Origin of the sequence: Bombella intestini, assembly GCF_002003665.1 — a bacterium.
Classification (GTDB): Bacteria; Pseudomonadota; Alphaproteobacteria; order Acetobacterales; family Acetobacteraceae; genus Bombella; species Bombella intestini.
Genome location: NZ_JATM01000003.1, coordinates 68,546 through 89,682, shown reverse-complemented (window position 1 = coordinate 89,682; position 21,137 = coordinate 68,546). Strand labels below are relative to the sequence as shown.

24 protein-coding genes are annotated in these 21,137 nt (G+C 55.3%); 18 read left to right on the top strand and 6 right to left on the bottom strand.

The features are described 5' to 3' along the window. Positions 1-89 precede the first annotated feature (89 nt). From AL01_RS05340 to AL01_RS05330, 3 genes are all read left to right on the top strand, one after another. A complete protein-coding gene (locus AL01_RS05340) occupies positions 90-1,976 on the top strand; it encodes a S41 family peptidase (protein WP_158075940.1) in 1,887 nt (628 codons plus the stop codon). A gap of 31 nt (positions 1,977-2,007) precedes the next feature. After that, the gene (locus AL01_RS05335; RefSeq protein WP_077396439.1) at positions 2,008-2,361 is read left to right on the top strand and encodes a DUF1491 family protein; all 354 of its coding nucleotides are present in this window, start codon (positions 2,008-2,010) and stop codon (positions 2,359-2,361) included. 199 nt (positions 2,362-2,560) lie between these two features. After that, a complete protein-coding gene (locus AL01_RS05330) occupies positions 2,561-3,709 on the top strand; it encodes an OmpA family protein (protein WP_077396438.1) in 1,149 nt (382 codons plus the stop codon). Positions 3,710-3,847: 138 nt separating this feature from the next. Here AL01_RS05330 and AL01_RS05325 read toward each other — a convergent pair whose 3' ends face one another. Further along, complete coding sequence (locus AL01_RS05325) at positions 3,848-4,453, bottom strand: hypothetical protein (RefSeq protein ID WP_143280704.1); 606 nt, start codon at positions 4,451-4,453, stop codon at positions 3,848-3,850. A gap of 259 nt (positions 4,454-4,712) precedes the next feature. Between AL01_RS05325 and AL01_RS05320 the strand changes: the two genes are divergently transcribed. Together AL01_RS05320 and AL01_RS05315 are read left to right on the top strand one after the other, a co-directional pair. Next, positions 4,713-5,249 carry a hypothetical protein gene (locus tag AL01_RS05320; protein ID WP_077396437.1) on the top strand — a complete coding sequence of 179 codons (537 nt, stop codon included), beginning with the start codon at positions 4,713-4,715 and terminating at the stop codon, positions 5,247-5,249. A 50-nt stretch (positions 5,250-5,299) separates the two neighbouring features. Beyond that, positions 5,300-7,288 (top strand): DNA gyrase/topoisomerase IV subunit B, encoded by a 1,989-nt coding sequence (locus AL01_RS05315; RefSeq protein WP_241502741.1) that lies wholly within the window; start codon positions 5,300-5,302, stop codon positions 7,286-7,288. Between the two features lie 60 nt (positions 7,289-7,348). Here the strand turns inward: AL01_RS05315 and AL01_RS05310 are convergent, their stop codons facing one another. From AL01_RS05310 to AL01_RS05300, 3 genes are all read right to left on the bottom strand, one after another. Further along, positions 7,349-8,185 (bottom strand): aldo/keto reductase, encoded by an 837-nt coding sequence (locus AL01_RS05310; RefSeq protein WP_077396435.1) that lies wholly within the window; start codon positions 8,183-8,185, stop codon positions 7,349-7,351. 127 nt (positions 8,186-8,312) lie between these two features. Next, entirely contained in the window at positions 8,313-9,407 is a 1,095-nt protein-coding gene (gene dinB / locus AL01_RS05305; RefSeq protein ID WP_275077767.1) for a DNA polymerase IV, read from the bottom strand. A gap of 52 nt (positions 9,408-9,459) precedes the next feature. Further along, positions 9,460-10,215, bottom strand: a complete 756-nt coding sequence (locus AL01_RS05300) for a LexA family protein (RefSeq protein ID WP_077396433.1) — start codon at positions 10,213-10,215, stop codon at positions 9,460-9,462. A gap of 240 nt (positions 10,216-10,455) precedes the next feature. On the opposite strand from AL01_RS05300, the gene AL01_RS05295 reads away from it, so the two are divergent. From AL01_RS05295 to AL01_RS05285, 4 genes are all read left to right on the top strand, one after another. Then, the gene (locus AL01_RS05295) at positions 10,456-11,103 is read left to right on the top strand and encodes a hypothetical protein (RefSeq protein WP_077396432.1); all 648 of its coding nucleotides are present in this window, start codon (positions 10,456-10,458) and stop codon (positions 11,101-11,103) included. A gap of 291 nt (positions 11,104-11,394) precedes the next feature. Continuing rightward, on the top strand, positions 11,395-11,799 hold the full coding sequence (locus AL01_RS09400; protein ID WP_158075939.1) for a hypothetical protein: 405 nt from the start codon (positions 11,395-11,397) through the stop codon (positions 11,797-11,799). Beyond that, positions 11,717-12,253, top strand: coding sequence for a terminase small subunit-like protein (locus AL01_RS05290; protein WP_077396431.1), 537 nt, complete (start codon positions 11,717-11,719; stop codon positions 12,251-12,253). The genes AL01_RS09400 and AL01_RS05290 overlap by 83 nt, the downstream gene beginning before the upstream one ends. A 28-nt stretch (positions 12,254-12,281) precedes the next feature. After that, on the top strand, positions 12,282-13,511 hold the full coding sequence (locus AL01_RS05285) for a PBSX family phage terminase large subunit (RefSeq protein WP_077396430.1): 1,230 nt from the start codon (positions 12,282-12,284) through the stop codon (positions 13,509-13,511). Positions 13,512-13,521: 10 nt separating this feature from the next. On the opposite strand, the gene AL01_RS09505 is transcribed toward AL01_RS05285, so the two are convergent. Next, positions 13,522-13,656: a hypothetical protein gene (locus tag AL01_RS09505; RefSeq protein WP_275077766.1), complete on the bottom strand. Its 135-nt coding sequence runs from the start codon at positions 13,654-13,656 to the stop codon at positions 13,522-13,524. A gap of 129 nt (positions 13,657-13,785) precedes the next feature. On the opposite strand from AL01_RS09505, the gene AL01_RS05280 reads away from it, so the two are divergent. From AL01_RS05280 to AL01_RS05255, 6 genes are all read left to right on the top strand, one after another. After that, positions 13,786-15,138, top strand: a complete 1,353-nt coding sequence (locus AL01_RS05280) for a phage portal protein (RefSeq protein WP_158075938.1) — start codon at positions 13,786-13,788, stop codon at positions 15,136-15,138. After that, the gene (locus tag AL01_RS05275; RefSeq protein WP_077396428.1) at positions 15,135-16,064 is read left to right on the top strand and encodes a DUF2213 domain-containing protein; all 930 of its coding nucleotides are present in this window, start codon (positions 15,135-15,137) and stop codon (positions 16,062-16,064) included. The genes AL01_RS05280 and AL01_RS05275 overlap by 4 nt, the downstream gene beginning before the upstream one ends. A gap of 38 nt (positions 16,065-16,102) precedes the next feature. Next, complete coding sequence (locus AL01_RS05270) at positions 16,103-16,603, top strand: structural cement protein Gp24 (protein ID WP_077396427.1); 501 nt, start codon at positions 16,103-16,105, stop codon at positions 16,601-16,603. A gap of 59 nt (positions 16,604-16,662) precedes the next feature. Continuing rightward, positions 16,663-17,688, top strand: a complete 1,026-nt coding sequence (locus AL01_RS05265) for a hypothetical protein (protein ID WP_077396426.1) — start codon at positions 16,663-16,665, stop codon at positions 17,686-17,688. 3 nt (positions 17,689-17,691) lie between these two features. Continuing rightward, positions 17,692-18,105 carry a hypothetical protein gene (locus AL01_RS05260; RefSeq protein WP_077396425.1) on the top strand — a complete coding sequence of 138 codons (414 nt, stop codon included), beginning with the start codon at positions 17,692-17,694 and terminating at the stop codon, positions 18,103-18,105. 65 nt (positions 18,106-18,170) lie between these two features. Continuing rightward, complete coding sequence (locus AL01_RS05255; protein WP_077396424.1) at positions 18,171-18,638, top strand: DUF4054 domain-containing protein; 468 nt, start codon at positions 18,171-18,173, stop codon at positions 18,636-18,638. 48 nt (positions 18,639-18,686) lie between these two features. Here the strand turns inward: AL01_RS05255 and AL01_RS05250 are convergent, their stop codons facing one another. Beyond that, positions 18,687-18,878: a hypothetical protein gene (locus AL01_RS05250; protein WP_077396423.1), complete on the bottom strand. Its 192-nt coding sequence runs from the start codon at positions 18,876-18,878 to the stop codon at positions 18,687-18,689. A 137-nt stretch (positions 18,879-19,015) separates the two neighbouring features. On the opposite strand from AL01_RS05250, the gene AL01_RS05245 reads away from it, so the two are divergent. From AL01_RS05245 to AL01_RS05235, 3 genes are read left to right on the top strand one after another with little or no spacing between them, the layout of a single operon-like run. Next, on the top strand, positions 19,016-19,405 hold the full coding sequence (locus tag AL01_RS05245) for a hypothetical protein (RefSeq protein WP_077396422.1): 390 nt from the start codon (positions 19,016-19,018) through the stop codon (positions 19,403-19,405). Further along, entirely contained in the window at positions 19,351-19,932 is a 582-nt protein-coding gene (locus tag AL01_RS05240) for a phage neck terminator protein (protein ID WP_143280703.1), read from the top strand. Before AL01_RS05245 ends, AL01_RS05240 begins: the two co-directional genes overlap by 55 nt. A 32-nt stretch (positions 19,933-19,964) precedes the next feature. Then, entirely contained in the window at positions 19,965-21,134 is a 1,170-nt protein-coding gene (locus tag AL01_RS05235) for a DUF3383 family protein (protein WP_077396420.1), read from the top strand. Positions 21,135-21,137: the final 3 nt, after the last annotated feature.

The window sequence follows — 21,137 nt, the reverse complement described above, 5'->3', positions numbered from 1 at the left end:
TGCCCGGTCCTGCCTCTGAAAGAAACAGCATGGCAGCGTACCGGTTTTTTCATCCTCCCTTTTCTTCATTAGTCCGGTCCATCGCATCCATGATGCCAGTTCGCCCCTTGCGTTCCATCCGCACAACCCTTACCGGGGTCACCCTTTCTGGGATGCTGATGTCCGGCCCTGCTACGGCACAGCCTGTGCAGGCCCATCCGTTCTGGCACCAGCTACTCCATCATTTTGTCAGCCCGTCTAATGCCGTGTCCCTGTCTCAGGCCGGGACTCTGCCCGCAAAAGCAGCTCACTTAACAACAGCAACCAGTCCCGCACCGCCGTCCAATCCTACCGCCCCCACCAGCACAGCCGCTCCCGTCCCCCCGGCACTCCCGGACTTTACCGATGAGGACCGGCAGGCAGAGCTGACATTATCCACAGCTCTCACATTCATGCTGCCCCGGACGCTGGCACCACACACCCCACAGGAACTGTGCCTCTGGGGAATGCAAGCTTTGTTGGAAATCCCCCAGTCCTTGAAAGCACCAGGCCACGGGCAAGTTCCGTCAGCCAGTTTCACGTTTACAGTCCAACCGGGGACTATATTCAGCCCGGCCCGTGTGAGCCTGCTCTACGACCATCACCTGCTACTCTCCACCCGTACACCTGATAAAGACGACGTGGCTGGCTGGAGCCATCTAAGTCTCCAGCTCATTGCTCTTTTGCGCAGGGATGTTCCCCAGTTCCAGCTCATGAGTGATGAAACCCTCCTGAACCGCTTCTTAAATGGGATGCTAGCCAGACTAGACCCCTATTCCCGTTACCAATCCCCCCCACCACCGCCCAGCCGGTCCGACACAATCACACATGACCAAACACCACCCGAACCTCCCGCAAGTGTTGGTTTGACCCTCCGCCGGACACGGGCGCATTTTCCTGTTGTTGCGGCACTCAATCTCAATAGTCCCCTATGGGATGCTGGCATCATACCGGGCGACAGCCTGACTGGTCTTGACCACCAAAGCACACGCCAAATGACTCTCCCGGCCCTTCAGTCCATGCTGACTGGCCCTACTGGCAGTGCTGTAACGTTGGAGTTCCGTACTCAAGATGGTCACCACCTCATGCGGAGTTTTACCCGTGGGCGCATGGCCGATGAAAGCGTTTTCCCTGAACGGGAAGGTCGCTATCCCATATTACGAGTCACCCATTTCTCCAGCCGCACGGCGGAGGAAGTCAGCCAGTATCTTTCCACCCTTTTGCCAGATACCCCTCCCAACAACAGCTCGCCCAAATCACTCCCCGCACCGCCCCTGCCCGGACTGGTATTGGACCTGCGAGGCAACCACGGTGGAATCCTGCAACAAGCTGTCATGACAGCCGCCCTTTTTCTTGACCACGGCGTGATTGCCACAACCGAAGGGCGGGCTGCAGAAGCCAATCACGTCTGGAGTATTCAGGGAGGGGATTTGACTAATAATACCCCTCTGGCCCTACTGGTCGATCAAGACACAGGCAGTGCAGCCGAAGTTCTGGCCGCAGCACTCGCCGACCAGCAGCGGGCTGTTGTGACGGGCAGCAGCACCTTCGGCAAAGGCATGGTTCAAATCTCATCCATCATGCCCAATGGTGGCCACCTCTCTCTGACATGGGCGCACATTACAGCCCCTCAAGGCTGGGCCTTGCAAGGGCTTGGCGTACTGCCCCAGCTCTGCACCAATCCACAAGGGCAGTTCTCCCTACAGGAACAGCTATCAGCCCTCCGGGATGGACATTCCCTTATGGCCGATACGCTGCATCAATCCCGCCTTATCCACGCAGATAGCCCAGAAAAGACACGCCTTGCCCTAAGGCAGGTCTGCCCGCCTGCCCCTCCCGGTCCGGCTGATCTATCCGCCACGTTCGCACTCTTTATCCTGCCTCATGCCTACCACACGGCCATCCTACCCCTTCCGGACAGTGGCATGCTCCATCCAGCAGCACCGGCTACTCCGTAGCTGTTCCTCCACTCCTCAAGGAAACCGTCCTATGTTTTATGGTCTAAAAACAGGATTCTGGGTCCGGGCGACCCTCCGACACCTCAACCAAAATGGTCTAGTTGCTGTCCTCGCCCATAAAGGTGATGAAGACGCCGGCAGCGTTTTTATTGTACTGAATGGCAGAGACGGAAAAATCGCTGTAGTACGGGAACAAGGCGCAACATGGCATCGCCAAGCCTTTGAAGATAACGGCGAAGAAAGTGCCATGGTGCAAGCAACTGCCTATTTGGAACGGCAGAAACGCTACGATCCCGACCTCTGGATCATTGAGGTTGATGTTCTAGACAGTGCCCATCCGCTGGAAAATGAGATGCCGACACGCCGCTTCAGCCGTGATGACTGACCCGTCGGAACACCTCCCCTGCTGGAGCAAATGACAAACTACCACAGACTTTGGTATGGGCTTCATTAACCTGTAACCCATAGGACACATCCGTCCCTGATTCAGGCGATAACGGTACAGGTATTTCCGGGCAATCCATTGCGTTTGTTCCAACTTTCAGTGAAAAGGGTAACCACCTGTCTGGCTGGAGAGTAATTACATGATCGCACGCACCTCCATTACATCACTGCTGACCCGCAGCGCCTTTGTCGCCTGCCTGTCAGCCATGGCGTTTGGTGTGGCGAAGGCGCAGCCTGTCCGTGGCCTTTATGTCGCCGGGGCAGCTGGAGCGAGCTTCAACCAGTCTCAGACCGTTAACCCCCATACGAAGCTCTTCGCCCATGGGCGTGATGACTTTGCAACGGGTATAACCGGTCTGGGCAGCATCGGCTGGGGGCTAGGTGATGGCTTCCGTGTGGAGCTGGAAGGCAACTACCGCAATAACCGTCTCTCCCGCTTCCATTCCCCCGGTTTCAGCAGCACAGCCCATGGCCACCAGCAGAAATATGGTGGCATGGCCAATGCTCTGTTCGACATGGATATCGGCCAGAACTGGATCTACCCCTACTTCGGGGCTGGTATCGGCTATGGTAGCCAGTTCACGAATACCCGCATCCTGGGAACTGGAGCGGATAAAGGGTACAAGCAGCGGACACGCGACAGTGCCGGTGGGTTTGCCTATCAGGGTATCTTCGGGCTTTCTCTGCCAGTGCCTTGGGTTGTTGGCCTTTCCACAACGATGGAATACCGCTTCTACACTATTACGGGCCATCACAGGCATTACACCACGGCCTCCTACAATATCGCCAACCCCGAAAGTGGCCCTGTTAGCGGCAAACGGGGAAGCCGGACGGACTTCAACCATTCCCTGATGCTCGGGTTGAGGTATGAGTTCAATCCTGCTCCACCACCACCAGCACAGAAGCCAACCTTCTCCTCTGCACCTGCCCCGACACCAGTCCGCACCTACCTTGTTTTCTTCGACTGGGACCGGGACAACCTGTCCGACCGAGCACGGGCCATTGTTGAAACAGCCGCTCGCAGCTCTACATCGGCCCAGTTCACCCGGATACAGGTTAACGGTCACACCGATTCCTCTGCTGCTCACCCAGGCAGTAAGAAAGCAGCAGCTTATAACATGGCTCTGTCTCTCCGCCGTGCGCAGGCCGTTAAAGCTGAGCTGATCCGTGATGGTGTACCGGCTGGCGTGATTGACGTTCACGGCTTTGGTGATTCCAAGCCGCTCGTCTCTACCCGTCCTGGCAAAGCTGAAGCCCAGAATCGTCGGGTAGAAATCGACCTCCAGTAATTTGCCATTTGCCGCTTTGGGGGCTGACCTGATCTTATTACTCGCCAGCTCCTCATAGCCATGAGGTATCCATAATGAAAACGGGCCAGGCACTCTTCAGTGCATCTGGCCCGTTTTTTTACATGCGGCTACAGCCCATTACTTTGTCTGAGCTGCCGATGTATGTACTCTAGCAGCATGATGCACTGCCCGAGATGCCGTATGGTGGACAGCGTGAGCCGTCTTTGTTCCAACGGATGCAGTAGCTTTCTTTTCCGGCTCTGCCGCCGGTGCCGCTGCAACAGCAGCCTGCTCAACCTGAACATGGACCTGAAGCTGACGGCGAGGCTGTGCATGAGCAGGAATCAGCTCCACAGTAAAAGTGTCTGCCCCTTTGTAATCCACAGAGGGCGTATACTCCACGTAGGTGCGGCCGTTATAGTTGTAAAGAAAGGCTTTGCCGTTTTCAGGAGGCGGGACCAGACCGAAGGAAACATAGCTTCCCCCGCCTCCCTTGCTGATAGAAAACGGACACATGCCGCCATCGCCCGCACTGACAGTCATGCTCACACCCATGCGGCCCGTTGCGGCATCCGTCTGCACAGGCGATACCTCACAATGAGCAGCCCGTTTCTCATTAGCAAAAGGATTGGGAGAAATCTCAACGCCATTCGGCCCTCTTGACTGCTGGCCGACACAACCGCCAAGGGCCAGAAGAGTTGCTCCCACAACCCCGGCCCGCACTAGAAACCTGCTCTGCTGCACAGTCCACTCCAGAGAAAACTAAAAACAAATGGAAAAGGCATCTCCGGGCCCTACCCGCAATCCGCCAATTTCCGTGTGCACGATACGCTTTCAACACCGACATGAGAATGAGGTCTTCCATATTTCTTTCTCTGCCTGTCAGGCTTAACGCTTCCTTCATCAACACACAGTCATATCCACCAAAGAATTGCTCGTGTCAGGGCAGACTTTCCCAAATGTCCATGATATAGGCAGTGAACCTGTCAGCGGGAGTTTTCATATGTCTCTTCTGTTTCCCAGCCTGTCCTTTTGCAGAACTGGGCTGGCCCTTGCCACTGCGACCTTTTTTGCCTTGGCGCCTGCCTCGTGGGCGGCGGCTTGCCATTCCTCCGCAGAAGACCACTCGGCCTTCAATCTAGCCGGCCTGAAATCGGAACTCATGGTGACAGCACTCTCCTGCCAGACGCAGGACCGCTACAACCATTTCATCATGCGCTTCCGTCCCATCCTGACAGATTCTGAGAAGCGGCTTGATTCCTACTTCCATCGTACCTTTGGCCGCCAAGCACAAAAGAAGCATGATGACTACATCACGCAGCTGGCTGATGTGCAGTCTCTGGGCGGGTTAAAATCCGGCACGGCGTTCTGCGCCCAGCGTGTGCCTATGTATGATGAAATTGAAGCTCTGGACGATTCGAACAACGACCTTGCCCATTATGCTGAGGCTAAGGACATCGTTCAGCCTTCTTCTTACGAAAGCTGCACGGCTCCCCAGCCACCGCATCGGGTCAAGAGCCACCGTAAACGCCGAGGCTAACCCTCCCTCTTCCCTCACGCCCCGACAGACAGGATCACAGTATGGCCGATATGTTCGAGCAGGATTCGACACCTGCCCCCTCCCATGTACAGCCAGCTGACCATTATGACGCCGGAGCCATTGAGGTTCTTGAAGGGCTAGAGCCTGTACGCCGCCGTCCCGGCATGTATATCGGTGGTACAGATGATGCAGCCTACCATCATCTCGCCTCCGAGATCATTGATAACGCCATGGATGAAGCCGTGGCGGGTCATGCAACAACCATTGAAGTCCGGCTGGAAAATGCCTGCACGCTGATGGTCCGTGACAATGGCCGTGGCATCCCAACAGACCCTCACCCCCGCTTCCCCAAGAAGTCAGCTCTTGAGGTTATTTTCACCACGCTTCATGCAGGTGGGAAATTCTCCGGGAAATCCTATGCTACTTCGGGCGGTCTGCACGGGGTGGGCAGCTCTGTCGTCAATGCGCTAGCCTCCCATTTGGAGGTTGAGGTTTACCGCAACCGCAAAGGATGGCGGCAGACCTTTTCCCGTGGTCTACCCACCAGTACACTAGAAAGCACAAAGCCAGCTATACGGCGGGGCACGATGGTCCGTTTCACGCCGGATAGTGAGATTTTCGGTGCTCTGCACTTCTCTCCAGCCCGCCTTTATCGCCAATGCCAAATAAAGGCAGCGTTGTTCCGTGGGGTTAGCATCACATGGTCTTGCTCCCCGGAGCTTCTGAAAGGGGAGAATGCTCCACCGGCTGAGGCTGTTATCGCCTATCCCAACGGGTTGGAAGATGCCTTAACCGCCGATCTTGGCCCCACCCCAGCCCTGCTCACCCCTCTTTGGGCCGGTGATGCCGAGCTACCCACCGCTGCTGATGGCCAGCCCGGTGGCCGGGTGGAGTGGGCTGTCGCCTTTCTGGACCAAGGCAGCAGCGCCCTCATCTCTTACTGCAATACCATTCCTACACCACAGGGCGGTACGCATGAAAATGGCCTGCGGGCGGCGTTGGTCAAAGGATTCCGCAACTGGGGAGACCAGCGCAAAATCCGCCGGGCCAATGCCATCACGGCAGAAGACGTTCTTGGGACTATCAATGCCCGCTTGTCTGTCTTCATCCGCAATCCACAATTCCAAGGGCAGACCAAAGACAGGCTAACCACACAGGAAGCCAGCCGCCTTGTGGAAGGCGCTCTACGGGACCGTATCGACCACTGGCTTGGCGGGAATCCCCAACAGGCCGACAGTTTGGTTGGCTATATTGTTGAACGGGCAGAAGAGCGTCTACGCCGTCGTGAAGCCCGTGAAACAACCCGCAAAACAGCTACGAAACGCCTACGTCTACCCGGCAAGTTGACGGACTGCTCCCGCAGTAATGCCCATGAGACAGAACTCTTCCTCGTAGAGGGTGAATCAGCCGGTGGGTCTGCTCGTCAGGCCCGTGATAGGGAAACACAAGCTGTTCTGCCTCTACGGGGGAAGATTCTCAACGTCGCCTCCGCTACGCAAGAGAAACTGCTCGCCAATACGGAGCTAAAGGATCTGATCGAGGCACTCGGTTGTGGCTTTGGTAAGTCTCTAAACCTTGAGAAACTGCGCTATGGTCGCATCATCATCATGACAGATGCTGACGTTGATGGCGCTCATATTGCCTCCCTCTTGATGACCTTCTTCTTCCGGGAAATGCCAGACCTTGTCCGGCAAGGGCATCTCTATCTGGCCCAACCACCGCTCTACCGGCTCACCCATGGCAGCAAAACCGTATATGCCATGAATGATCTGGACCGCGACCGCCGCCTGAAGGCGGACTTCAAGCCCAATGCTAAAGTCGAGATTTCACGCTTCAAAGGGCTGGGGGAAATGCCCGTTTCTGACCTCAAAGAAACCACCATGTCCCCTGCACGCCGCACGCTTCTGCGTGTAACAGTTCCGGCGGAAGATAATCTTATGACCCGCAGACGGATCGAAAGCCTCATGGGCCGCAAACCGGAACTGCGCTACCAGTTCATCCAAGAACAGGCCCGCTCGGTCGATCTGCTCGATATCTGAATCTCCCAATCATGGAACTAAAAAAAGGCGCATCCATCAATCAGGATGCGCCTTTTCTCATCAGCCAAACACCGGATTCGCCGGATTCTCACCCATGCGACCATCCGCACGATGAAGCGTAGCGATTGCTTCCATTTCCCGTTCTGGCAAAACAAAATCGAACAGGTCCAAATTCTCGGCCATACGCTCCCGATGCACCGATTTAGGAATCACTACCACCCCATTTTGAAGGTGCCAGCGTAAAATTACCTGAGCCGGACTTTTGCCATGCCGCTTGGCAATATCGCCAATCAGCTCATTTTTCAGCACAGTCCCCTTACCCAGAGGCCGCCATGCCTCAGTTTGGATTCCCACGCTTTTATGAAATGCCCTCAATTCCTGCTGCTGGAAGAAAGGGTGAATCTCGATCTGGTTAATCGCAGGAACAACTCCCGTTTCATCCATGATCCTTTGCAGGTGATCCTTTTCAAAATTGGACACACCAATGGATCGAACACGCCCCTGCTTCTTCAGTTCGATTAGGGCCTTCCATGTCTCCACATAAAGCCCCTGCTGGGGCATAGCCCAGTGAATCAAGTAAAGATCCACAACATCACGCTGCAACAGGCGGGCACTCTCATCAAACGCCCTCAAGGTAGCATCGTATCCCTGCTCATCATTCCAAACCTTGGTGGTGACGAACATGGCAGGATGACCCTTCAGCCCTTCCCCGACTCCCGCTTCATTGCGATAGAGCCGGGCCGTATCTACAGCCCTGTAGCCTAGTTCGATAGCAGTTCTGACAACATTGGCTGTCTCGTCCGGCGGTGTTTCCCAGACACCAAGACCGATCCACGGCATGACATGACCATCATTCAACTGCACGCAGGATGCTGCATCTTTGGGAAAATCACTCATATCCCTCTCCCTCTTTCAGGACGACACGGCCCCACAGTCTGACCAGTGATAGCCTTTCTCTTCATCCTCTCTCTTCCCGAAGGAACAGGCAAGCTGTTCCTTATGCAACCCGGAGAGGTCAGACCGTCTATTCAAACAAACCCATCTGCACGGGCAAAGTGCCATCATCGTAAGGAACCAGTGAAGAAATGGTCAGCCCCAACAAGCGCACGGGCTTGTCTAATGGAAAGAAACTACGCAACAACTCCAAAGCCATAGACAACAGCACCCCCTCCTCAACGGTAGGAAAAGCCGCCGAACGAGCACGCGTTACAGTATGAAACCCGGCATACCGTAGCTTAAGTGTGACAGTCCGCCCAGCAATACGCTTCTGCACACAGCCAGCAGCCAATTTCCGCACAATGTCCTTCAAGATAGCGGCCAATCTATCCCATTCAACAACATCATGCGTGAATGTCGTTTCTGTTCCCAACGACTTTCTCGGCCTATTGGCCTCTACAGGCCGATGATCCTCTCCTCTGGCAATATCATGATAGAATTGTGCAGAGCTGCCAAAATGCTGCCTCAGCTCCGGAACTGTCCAACTTTTAAGGTCGGCCCCAGTGTGAATCCCCAACGCATGCATCCGCTTCGTGGTTGCCGGCCCGACACCATGAAACTTCTCCACGGGCAGATCCGCTACAAACGCCGCCCCTTGTCGAGGTGAAATCACAAAAAGCCCGTCAGGTTTCCTCTGCCCCGAGGCCAATTTAGCCAAGAAACGATTGTAGGAAACTCCAGCAGAGGCCGTTAGACCTGTTTGCTGCTTGATATCCCACCGAATAGATTCGGCAACTGCAGTCGCAGACCCATAAGCACGCCATTGTTCCGTTACATCCAAATAGGCTTCATCCAGTGCAAGAGGCTGAATAACCTCCGTATAATGCCGGAAAATGGTATGAATCTGTGCCGAGACAGCACGATAGACATCAAAGCGGGGTGGCACAAAGATCAACTCTGGGCAGCGTTCCAGTGCCATATGTGATGGCAGGGCAGAACGTACACCAAAAACACGTGCCTCATAGCTGGCTGCCGCTACCACGCCACGCCCCGCCCGCCGCCCTACGGCCACTGGCTTGCCCTTTAATGCCGGATTGTCTCGCTGTTCGATGGACGCATAAAACGCATCCATATCTACATGCAGAATCCGCCTTACGGAATCGTCAGCCCTGCCTTCTTTCACGATTCAGTCCCGCCAATGATAGGATAGCTCTCTCGAAAACCCGTCATCCTCCCTAAAAAGAAGCACGTGGCATCGGCATGTAACTGCCGACAACCAACGCAAGAATCGTCACATCCGGGCTTTCAGCGGCACTATGGCAAACAGTATCACCCGGCGCAGGTAGAATAATCGGTGACTGGAACTCCGGCTCTGTACTTTGCGGCCAAAGGACCATCTGCCCACTTTCCTTGATCTGAACCGCTTTTATAGTGGCTTCGAAACTATCCGACACTCTGGAACGCTGCATGGCAACGACATAATCCCCATTACGAGGTAAACGTCCCAGCTCGGAAAAATTAATGACAATCACCACCGAACCATCCTGAAAAACCCGGTTCATGGACTGTCCCTTCACGGTCAGCCCATACCGCTTCAAGCCCGGATAGGCGGCATCATAAGGGATAGTAATCTCATACTGATCGGGAACAGGCCATTCCTGAGCTTCCTTCCAAACACCTGCCTGCACTTCCCCGCAGACCTGCACTTGCGACACCGGCACGCTAGAGGATGCATCAGCCTGTTCCTCCACTTTCTTATCTTCAGAATTGCTGATCTCGGCCACCAATGTAGCAACAGGAACCCCTAATACTTGCGCCAAGGCAGCGAGCTTATCCGTACGAGGCAGGTGTTTACGCCTGCGCATATCCCGCAGAAAGTCCACCCCTACGGCAGGGTTGACCTCTCGGGCTTTCAAACAGGCCCGCCTATCAGACAGGTTCCGGGCCTCCAATAAGGAATCCAGGCGTAGCAGCAGCGATTCAATAGACATATACGGGGATTATCCCTCCCAACTCTTTGTTGTCCAGAGTGAACCCAACGAAACTCCTGTTAATTTTTCTTGACAATAAGGGCATTTCCCCGCATTTTGAGAAAACTTCCTCAGAAAGGCTCTCCGACACTTATCTGCCAAGGAAGAATACCCTCATTGCTGCCATCCTCTCCATAAGACTTATTGCCATGGGCCTAAGGTCCCATCGCGGACTATCACGCAATTTTTTGGAGATTTTCTTTGTCTCGCATCGCCCATATCACGACCTCCCCCACACGGGAGCGTACCCACAAGGCCGATTATGAAGCTATTGGCCGCAAGCGTCGCCGTGCCAATACTCTCGGCACACTGGCTGCACGCCTGAAAGCTGAAGTTATTTCGGAAGCAGAACAGTGGATCAAGGACTGGATGCTTGCCGAGCATGGTTACCTCGACATCATGAAAAATGGTGGAGCACCGGCATTGGCAGGGAATGTCTTCACCTTCAACGCACTACAGGGCAAGGCTTGGGGACGGCTAAATGCCTTCCGCCGTCACGCAGGGCGGGCACGACATCAACTTCTAGTTAATATACTGGGGTTGGGATGGTCGTTCACGTCTCTTGGTTCCAAACTGTACCCTGACCTGCACCCGGATAATGCCCGCAAAAAAGCCTCGGAAGACTGCGCCGCTACGTTAGAAATGCTGGCCGCCTTCTGGCAAGAACAGAGACGGAAGAAAGCCCGGCAGGCCATTTCCATCGCCCGCCAACACCACAGTGGTATAGACATAGCGACATTATCCAATCGCTATAATATTGCTCCAACTGGCCTTGATCGGCTTATAAAGCATGGTGAGAAAATCATGAATAAGCCACAAAAACTCACATCTGTGGAGTTCCGCAGCTGACAAACCTTCCCTTTCTGCCATTTTCCTATTGACAGTTCACCCGCCTTATTCTATAAAAAGTACATCATCACGAGCCGTGTGCCCATAGAGGTATACGGCTTTTTTGTTGCCGCCTCCCGAAGAGGCCCCCTCCCTATTTTCTCCATGATGCGTCACCCCTCGGCCTGACATCACAGGGCCTATGGTCTGGCCTCTTACGCGCCGTTTCTGTCATCCCCACCCGGAAATTCACGGTACGTCACCATGACAGGCACACGGCTCTCGTTTTAATAAAAAAACGGATAATATTTCATGGCTCACACGCCTCCCGCCACCAGACATCCACTCGGATGCGGTCGTATTGTCATGACCAAACGTGGTCTTTGCACTGTCCTTGCCGAAGAAGGTAATCGCCTTGTTCTCTGCCCGATATATAAGGCCCCTGACCTAACGCATAGGGCCGACATTCCCCTAAGCTGGCGTGATGAACTCATTTTGGGAATAAAACATAATGCCGTTGTGAGAGCCGTCCCTTTTCTAAAACAGCGTAGTGCTGTCACACCGCAACAGGAAAAACTTTCTGCCTTTACGCTCACGCAGCTCCGCCTACGCACAAACCGGGAGTTGCAAATCAATGCTCTGGAAAGTACCCGACTTCCTTTCTTCTCTGGCCGACATGCCAGTAGCCACCTCCATCACAGCCATGCCCGATCATAACCGCCGCAAAAAACCCGTCATTTTCTCGCAGAAGCTCTTTGATGACATGATGGAAGACCTCATGCTGGGGCGTCCCCTGCATGATATCTGCGCCGGCCCACATCGTCCGACCTTACGCAGCTTCTATCGCTGGCTTCAAAAAAGTCCGGCTCTGCTTCCCCGCTACCGTCAGGCACGGGAACTATCTGCAGATAGCCTAGAAAGCACTATCCTCTCCCACATCGCAACCATGCCGGAGAAAGCCGATAACGCAACGGTTAGTCTCTTCAAGCTGCGCTTTGATATGCTGCGTTGGGTTATGGCTCGCCGTGCCCCGAAACGCTATGGCGAACGGCAGACCGTGGAACATACCGGTCAAGATGGCGGCCCCCTCCACAGCATCCAACGCCTCATCATAGACCCCGCTACACCAGGCACAACGCCGCCAGAACGACAGCATCTTCCCCCCGAATAGGCAGACTGACACACCGTGCAGGCACATCATGACCACAGACCAACTGACCATCATGACTCCCCGTGCCTTTGCACCCCTTCTCCGGCCCGCCCGCTATAAAGGCATCTGGGGAGGGCGAGGATCTGGCAAATCACATTTCTTTGCAGAGCTGCTGATAGAGCAGGCTACGCTACGACCCGGCTTGCGGGCTGTCTGCATCCGGGAAATCCAGAAATCCCTCACCATGTCCGTTCATCAGCTATTGCGGGACACCATTGCACGTCTAAACCTCTCCCACCTCTTCACAGTGCTGGAGAGGGAAATCCGTACACCCGGCGGAGGTGTCATTCTGTTTCAGGGAATGCAGACCCATAATGCGGAAACCATCAAATCACTAGAAGGCATGGACATCGCTTGGGTGGAAGAAGCGCAATCCCTTTCAGCAACATCCCTGAAGCTCCTACGCCCGACCATCCGTAAGCCTCATTCTGAGATATGGTTTAGCTGGAACCCCAACCATCCCTCCGATCCTGTAGATGCCTTCATGCGGGGAGCTGACACAAAAAATGACCCTTCCTTCGTGACTATTTGTGCCAACTGGTCAGATAATCCATGGTTTCCAGATGTTTTGAATCTGGAACGAAAATGGGATCAGAAACAGCGACCACGAGATTATGACCACATTTGGGAGGGAGACTACCAGCAACATCATGAAGCGCTCATCTTCCCCGACCGTATTATCATTGAGGAATTTTCTACCCCAGAAAACAGCCGGTTCTATTTTGGTGTGGACTGGGGCTTCTCACGGGACCCTACGGCCATCATACGTTGCTTCATCCATGATGATATCCTCTATATCGACCATGAGGCAGGCGGCACCCATATCCCGCTGGACCACCTGCCCACCCTGTTCGACAAGATACCCGCTATCCGCCGCTGGCCTATCCGGGCGGACAGTGCCCGACCAGAAACCATCAATTATCTAAAAACCCGCCATCATTTCCGTATCAGTGCCGCGCGAAAATGGCCCGGAAGCGTGAAAGACGGTATCGAACGGCTCCGCTCTTTCCATGCCATTCGCATCCATCCCCGTTGCACGGAAACGGCCAGAGAGTTCCGCCTCTACCGCTACAGGACCGACCCTCTGACAGGTGATATCCTCCCGCAGATAGAGGACACGAACAATCATTACATTGATGCCCTACGCTATGCCTTAGATGGCCTCATCACCAACTGTTCCCCCCTGCCGGACTTCTCACGCTTCGCTCCACCAACCTGACACGGAGCAATCATCCGGGATGGCACAACGCCCAAAGCAGCCAAAAGCCCACGATGCCGCCCAGTATACCTCCACTAAGCAAAGCCAGCAGAAACAGCCGTCCGGCGATACGCTGCGGCGATGCTTTCCAATCAATCCACATCATGAATCATTTCCCTTCCGTTACAGATAGGCCCTTCCAATGTCTGGTTTTTCTCCCTCACGTCTGTTTAAAGGGCAGCCCGCTGCAACCTCATGCCCTCGGCAGGAACCTGAGGCCCCACGTCACACCAGTTTGAACAAGAAGACAAGTCCGCACTGGCTAACCCGCCTATGGCGTGCTGCGCATCACCTGCCCGCTGCTGATGGGGGATGTGCCACAACATTCTCCTCCTATCAGCCACCACCGGGTGTCGTGCCGAAAGGGTACGAACGCCCTACCTCCCTCGGCACCGATTCCGCTACCACCAGCATGACGGACATTTCAAGCTGGGCTATGGCACAAACAGCCACCCAACCTTCTTGGATAGCAGATGGCCTCGGCTTTCTGGGCTACCCAACCCTCGCCCAGATGGCCCAGCGGGCAGAATTCCGCAAACCATGTGATGTCATCGCACGGGAGGCTACACGGGAATGGATTAGCCTCAGTACCCACAACCCCGCAGACCATACCGCCCCTGCCATTCCCTCAGACCCCGCAGCCCGCCTCCATGCGCTGGAAGTCGAGATGAAACGATTGAACATTCGGGAACTGCTTCATCAGCAGATTCTGGATAGTTTACTCTACGGTATCGGCCATATTTGGCTTAACATGGCGGACACACCCCGCACGACTTACGGGCAGACACTCCCGCTTCCTCTAACGCCTAATGGCGTTCGCAAAGGAACATTGGCTGGGCTGAAAACCATTGAACCAGTCTGGACCACACCCAACGCCTATAATGCTGACTCCCCTTTGCAGGACGACTATTACCGGCCCCGCAACTGGTGGGTTCAGGGCTGTCTTGTCCATCGTGACAGACTCATCAGCATGGTGCCTTATGGCGTGTCCGATCTCTTTAAGCCGTCATTCAATTTTGGCGGCATGAGCCTGACACAGCAGCTACGGCCCTATGTTCACAACTTCTTACGGACCCGTAACAGCATCAGCAACATTACGGCCAATTTCTCCAAGCTCGTTCTAAAAACCGACATGGGCGGCCTCATGGCTACTGGTACAGGCGAGGAAGCGGACCCGACAACCTCCATCACAGGCCGTGCCTCCTTCATGCAGAAGATTTCTGAAGGTCAGGACATCATCGTGGCCGACCGACAGAATGAAGATGTTTCCATCGTAGCCACCCCCCTCGCAGGGCTGGCAGACCTTCAGGCGCAGTCTATGGAGGCCATGGCCTCCATCCCCGGTATTCCACTGGTCAAGCTGTTCGGCATCACACCAAACGGACTGAATGCCTCATCCGCCGGAGAAATCCGGGTGTTCTACGATGAAATTGCCGCCTTCCAGGAAGCACATATGCGGCCTGTCCTGAACCGCCTGCTCACGCTGCTCCAGCTCAACCTCTGGGGTGAGACCGACCCTGCGCTGGAGATCAGCTTCAATCCCCTTTGGCAGCAAACCACACAACCACAGCCATCCGAGGCCTCATGACCATTCTCGCCTATGACCGCACCGGCTCCGTCCGCAGTTTTGATGATAACGGGCGGCTCCGTGTCGAGCGGACGCCCATTAGTAAAGCCAATATCTGCATCTATCAGGGCCGAGAAATCCCAGATCATGTCCGGCTCGGCCTGAAGCCGGACCAGCCTTACCGCCTCCTACGGGACCCGAAAGAACTAGAAAAGGCGGCCGATAGTTTCAACTCCCTGCCTGTTCTGGAGGAACACGTCCCCACCAGTGCGGATGCTCACCCTCGGGAACTGACAGTCGGCTCCACTATGGATAATGCCCGTTTCGAGTCACCTTACCTGACAGTCGGCATGGTCATTTTCGATGGACCCGCCATCCAGCGCATCCAGAGCGGTGATCAGAAAGAGCTTTCCTGCGGCTATGCCTACGAAGCCGACATGACACCCGGCACTTATGACGGCCAGCCCTATGACGGGCGCATGATCAATATCCGGGGGAATCATATTGCTCTCGTAACAAAGGGACGAGCTGGCCCTGATGTGCTGGTCCATGATTCCTCAACAGACAACAGGACGTCCACCACCATGACACAAACAGCCGAAACGCCCACGACCAAAGCATCCAACCATGAAGAGACTGAAGCTGCTTTGAATGAAGCCATTCAGAAGGCCCTCTCCGCTGACCGTGCCCTGCGTCAGGCCACGGAAGACGCCCGCCGCCTTGTCCGCCCACTGGTAGGAGATGTTCACGGGATGGACAGTGCCGATGCCGTCTATCGCTATGCCCTCCAGCACAGCGGTATGGCCGCAGACAATCTTGCCGACATCAATCAGGCTGGGCTGCGGGCACTTGTCCATACCCGTCTAGCGGCCATGATTACTCCGGCCCCGCATCCGCTAGCTGCTGACGGCGCCACTACGCCTTACACAGCCCCCCGCCGTTACTAAACCCCACAATCCTTTCAGCCTTTACAGAAAGCACATCCATGTCCGATTTTCAGCAGAGCGTTTCTTACACATGGCCGCAGGGTTTTCCCGGTGCCCCAGCCAGTGCCAACCCCATCCGCACGGCCATCGCACCGGAAGGGGGTTTCATTGCTGGAGCAGGTGGCCTGACCATCGCCCATTTTGTCTGGCGCAATGAAGACGGGCTAAGCCTGAGCAATACGGGGGCCGGTATTCCGGCGGGTTTCCTCTACCGTACACAGCAGGGACTAACGACACAGTATCTTCAGTCCGCCACCATGACTCTGCCACAGGGCTTCATGGCCAGCATTGCAGAAGGCGGAGACTTCTGGGCCATAGCTTCCACCGCAGCCAGCACGGGTCAGGCCGTCTATGCCTCAACGGCTGATGGCAGTCTCCAGACAGCACCGGCGGGCAATGCCCCACAGGGGACAGTCTCCACCGGCTGGATTGTCGCCCGTGGTGGTGATGCGGGAGAGCCAATCATCATTTCTGGCCCCATGCACCCTGTGACAGCCTAATGCATCCCCCACTGCCAGCCATCTCCCTTTCTGACCAGAACCATCCATAAGGTATCACCATGCCCCACTCCATTTCCTCCGCCATGCTGAAACGTGACTTCGGTATTCATGGCGTGATTGACCATACTCTGGCGTTTGACAGTACCGTGACGGCTCCCAATTCCGGCATTCCGTCCATTTTCTCCACCTATACCGATCCCCGGACCATCAAGGCCCTCATCACACCCATCCGGGCAGAGGCTATTTATGGTCAGGGCCAGAAAGGTGACTGGCTGACCGATACGGCACAGTTCCCCTTTGTCGAACTCTCTGGCCAGACAGTATCCTACAGCGATTATGACAGCTCTGGTGACAGTGACGTCAACGCCAACTGGGTGCAGCGTCAGTCCTTCCACTTCCAGACATGGACACGCTGGGGTGAGCGAGAAGCGGAACGCATGGGGGCTGCCCGTCTCGACTGGGTTTCCCGCAAAAATGAGGCTTCCATCTCCATCCTAAACAAGACGAGCAACCGTATCAGCCTGTTCGGAATGGAAGGGCTTCAGCTGCGTGGTGCCCTCAACGACACAGCCCTGCCACCCGCCATTCAGCCCACACCCAAGATTGCACCCTCCGGTGCGGCAACGGGTAGCAATGACTGGCTGAGCATCACCGACCCTGTGCAGGTTTATGCCGATATTCTCAAAGCCTTCCAGCAGCTTTCCGAACAGATGGGCGGGAATGTCACGCTGGAAAGCCCGCTGACTCTCGTCATTCCAACAGAGCGGCAGCAGTGCCTACTCTATACCAACCAGTTCCGCACCTCCTTGCGAGACTTGCTGCGAGAAAACCTACCTAACCTGAAGATCGAAACCCTCCCGGAAGCAGGCGGAACACTTTCCGGTGGTCTTAGCAAGGTCACACAAATGCAGCTCTTCCTACGAGAAGTGGACGGGCAAGAAAGTGTGACAACTGCCTTCACCGAAAAGCTGCGCGCCCATGCCGTGGAGCGTTACAGCTCTTACATCCGCCAGAAGAAATCCCAAGGCACATGGGGAACCATCTGGTTCTACCCGGTGGCTTGCGTCACCATGACAGGAATCTAACACATGGCTGATACCGTTATCGTCCTCTGCCGCCTGCCTTCCGGCATCCGGCTCGACCTGCACGACCTCGCAAGCCTAAGCGAACGGACGCAGGCCACAGCACCCATCATGGCCCCACCACAGGCACGGTCCTCCATCCTGCTGAATGGTATTCGGCAGGACCCATTCTATCACCCAGCAGAAAACCGCCTACTTGGCCGGGCCGGACGCACCACCGTGCCAACGGATTTTTGGAAAGCATGGCTGGAGCAAAACAAACAGAGCGATCTTATCACCAAAAAGATCATCTTTGCCGAAAACACACCTGCGCGTGCCGATAACGCCATGACTGAACTGGCCAAAGAACGCACAGGGCTAGAGGGGGCCGATCCCACCACCCTGACGGATGGCGTCACCCCCATGCAAAAAGCAGCCTAACAGCTTGCCCGTGCCACGTGATTTCAACCAACGCAGCACGGGCACACCAACAGGGGAATGCTTCCATGACAGACTCTTCTCCGCCCTCAGGGCAGGTCTCTTTCTCCTATCAGGACTGGCAGGCGACTTATCCAGCCTTTACAGGCCATATCAGTGCGGAACAGGCAGAAGGGTTCTTCCAACTGGCTGAACTCATCCTCAACAACACAGGCAGTTCCCCTATCCGAGATATAGCAAAGCGCAGGACACTGCTCTGGCTGCTTGTGGCACATCAGGCACAGCTCTTCGCCACAAATAGGACGGTACAGGCTGGCAGTGCCACCGTGGAGCCCCCGATGGCTGCACCTGTTGGGCGGATATCCTCCGCCACACAGGGGGCCGTCTCCATCACTCTGGATGGCAGTGCTCTACCCAAACAAGCTGGATGGTTCAGCCAGACACAATATGGGCTGATCTTCTGGCAGGCCACAGCACCCTACCGCCAGATGCGCTTCCTACCCGGCCAAGCACACCCGGCACGCCTCTGGCCATGATATAAAAAAGCCCGCTTCTAAAAGCGGGCTTTCATCACGTCGGCAACATTAATGCCAGAGCAACCACCAGACGACATAAGTAAAGAGAAACGGTATCACGAGGCGGATTAACGCCCCAAACGTAAAGCCTTCACCATCACTTGCTCGCATCATCAGGAAAATGGTCCGTGTCAGAGAGAGCAGACACAGAATCAGTACCACAGCAAACAGCACAACTTTGCCGGTTACAGCACCATACATACGACCTTACTCCTGTCCCACAAGGCTGAACATACACCCGCCATTCAGCCAAAATTGAGCGTAAGGTGGCGTAGTCGTGCACGTTCGTCAATCCACGCCTACCCGACCTTTTCACCACACGCAGAGAGCCAGACATCATGAACCTCCTCTCTCTCGCCGGTACCATGACATCCGTCATCAACCCGCTTCAGCCCGCCCACCTACGCCGGATGACCGGAACTCAACTGGCCGCTGATTACAGCACAACCCCGCTCTATGAAGACATCCCGGTGATGATCGCCATTCAGCCCGCCCCTGCTGCTCTCCTTCAACTCATTGGCGATATCGCCCAACAAGGGGAGAGTCGGGCCATCTTCATGCAGGGTAGTGCCCAAACCCTCAGCCGCCCGTTGCAAACAGGGGGCGATACGCTCCTTTTTGAAGGATCGGAGTGGCTCGTCACGAAAATTCTCGAACAATGGGGAACCAATCAATGGTGCCGCCTGATCGTCACACGCCAGACTCCCTTTCGGCAAAGTACCAACTGACACCAACGGAAAGCACTGTCATGCAGCTACTGGGGGACTGGCTTAAAGAAATGGTTCTCCCTGCCGATTGGGACCTGTTTCAAGGCCAACAGAACCGCCTCCCCACACCTCAGACAAGCTACCTTATCATGCAGGTGACCTCCCGCCGCCCGCTAGCCACTAACAACCACAATTACACCGCAGAGCGTGTCACCATCTCCCAGCCTGTAGAGCTAACCATCCAGCTCACTGCCCGTGGCCCTGATGCCCTGACAGTGCTGGGAGGCATCAGCACACTCTGGCGGGATAGACAAACCGTGGCTTGGTTCCAACAGAAACGGAATGACATAGCCCCCAGCGATACCGGACCTCTTACGCAGCAGGATTTCACCAATGCAGAGCAGCAGTATGAATCTTCCGCCACACTGCCGCTGCATCTCATCCTGATGACCTCCATAACCCGCTCTACCGAAACCGCTACAGCCCTTGGTTTGGCCTCCATAACAGAAGCCACAACGGCCAATTTCCTTCGGCCATCCGCTCCCTGATCCCCGTACTCAATAAACAAGGACATTGCCTCATGGTCTCCCTGACCGGCACCATCCCTCTTTCTCAGACTGTCAGCATCAACCCTGCCACACTCGGCACGGCAAACAGCGTTCCCTTCATGAACGGGCTTCTCATTACGACACCATCCGATGCGGCTGCCTTGAGTGTGGGCCAGATAAAACAATACAGTTCCCTGACAGACGTTATAAAAGACTTCCCAGCCGATAGTCTGGAAGCCCGAATGGCGGCTGTCTATTTCGCCAGCCACGATGATGCTGCGCAAATACCCGCTACGCTGCTAATCCATATGGCAGACCCCGCCCATTTGGCAGACCCCACCAGCCTAATGGAGCTAATCACCAGCCAAAACCAGGACTTCACCGGCTTCACCACGATTTGGGAGCCCACCCTGGCACAGAAACAGGCCTTTGCCGCATGGGTAGCTGGCAAAGCGGACCGTTATTGGTACGTTCCATGGGATACGGATAAGCAGGCTCTCAATAGCCAAAACAGTGCCAGCTTCGGTACATGGTTGCAAAATCAGAATATTGACGGCACGACCCTGCTCTACCAAGACCCACTAGCAGCATCTTTCTGCCTAGGGTGGATGGCCTCCCTTGATTTCAGCGCTACGAATGGCCGGACAAACCTATGCTTCCGCCGCAGTGGACTACTAACCCCCAGCGTGACCGATGCTATCACGGCTTCCACCCTCCGCAGCAATGGCTATAATTTTTACGGAGCCTATGCCAACGGGCTAGGACGCTTCCAGTGGCTGGAGGATGGACATGTATCCGGCTCTTTCCTCTGGGCGGACAGCTATATCAATCAAGTATGGCTCAATGCATCATTCCAGTCTGACCTGACAACACTTCTGCTGCAATCCGGGCAGATTCCTTATGACAGCATCGGAGATGGGCTAATCTCTGCCTGCGTGCAGGACACCATCAACCAGGCACTCCGGTTCGGGGCCATCCGCCCTGGCGTGACCCTGACAGCCCTTCAGAAGCAGCAAATCGACCAGAGTGCCGGCACGACCATCAGCGATACGGTACAGAGCCGTGGCTGGTATTTCCAACCCAATGCCTCCACCGCAGCCGCAGACATTCGGGTCGCTCGAAAAAGCCCACCCTGCCGCTTTTGGTACACGGATGGTCAGTCGGTCCAGTCCATTCATCTCTCATCCATCGAGGTTCAGTAAACC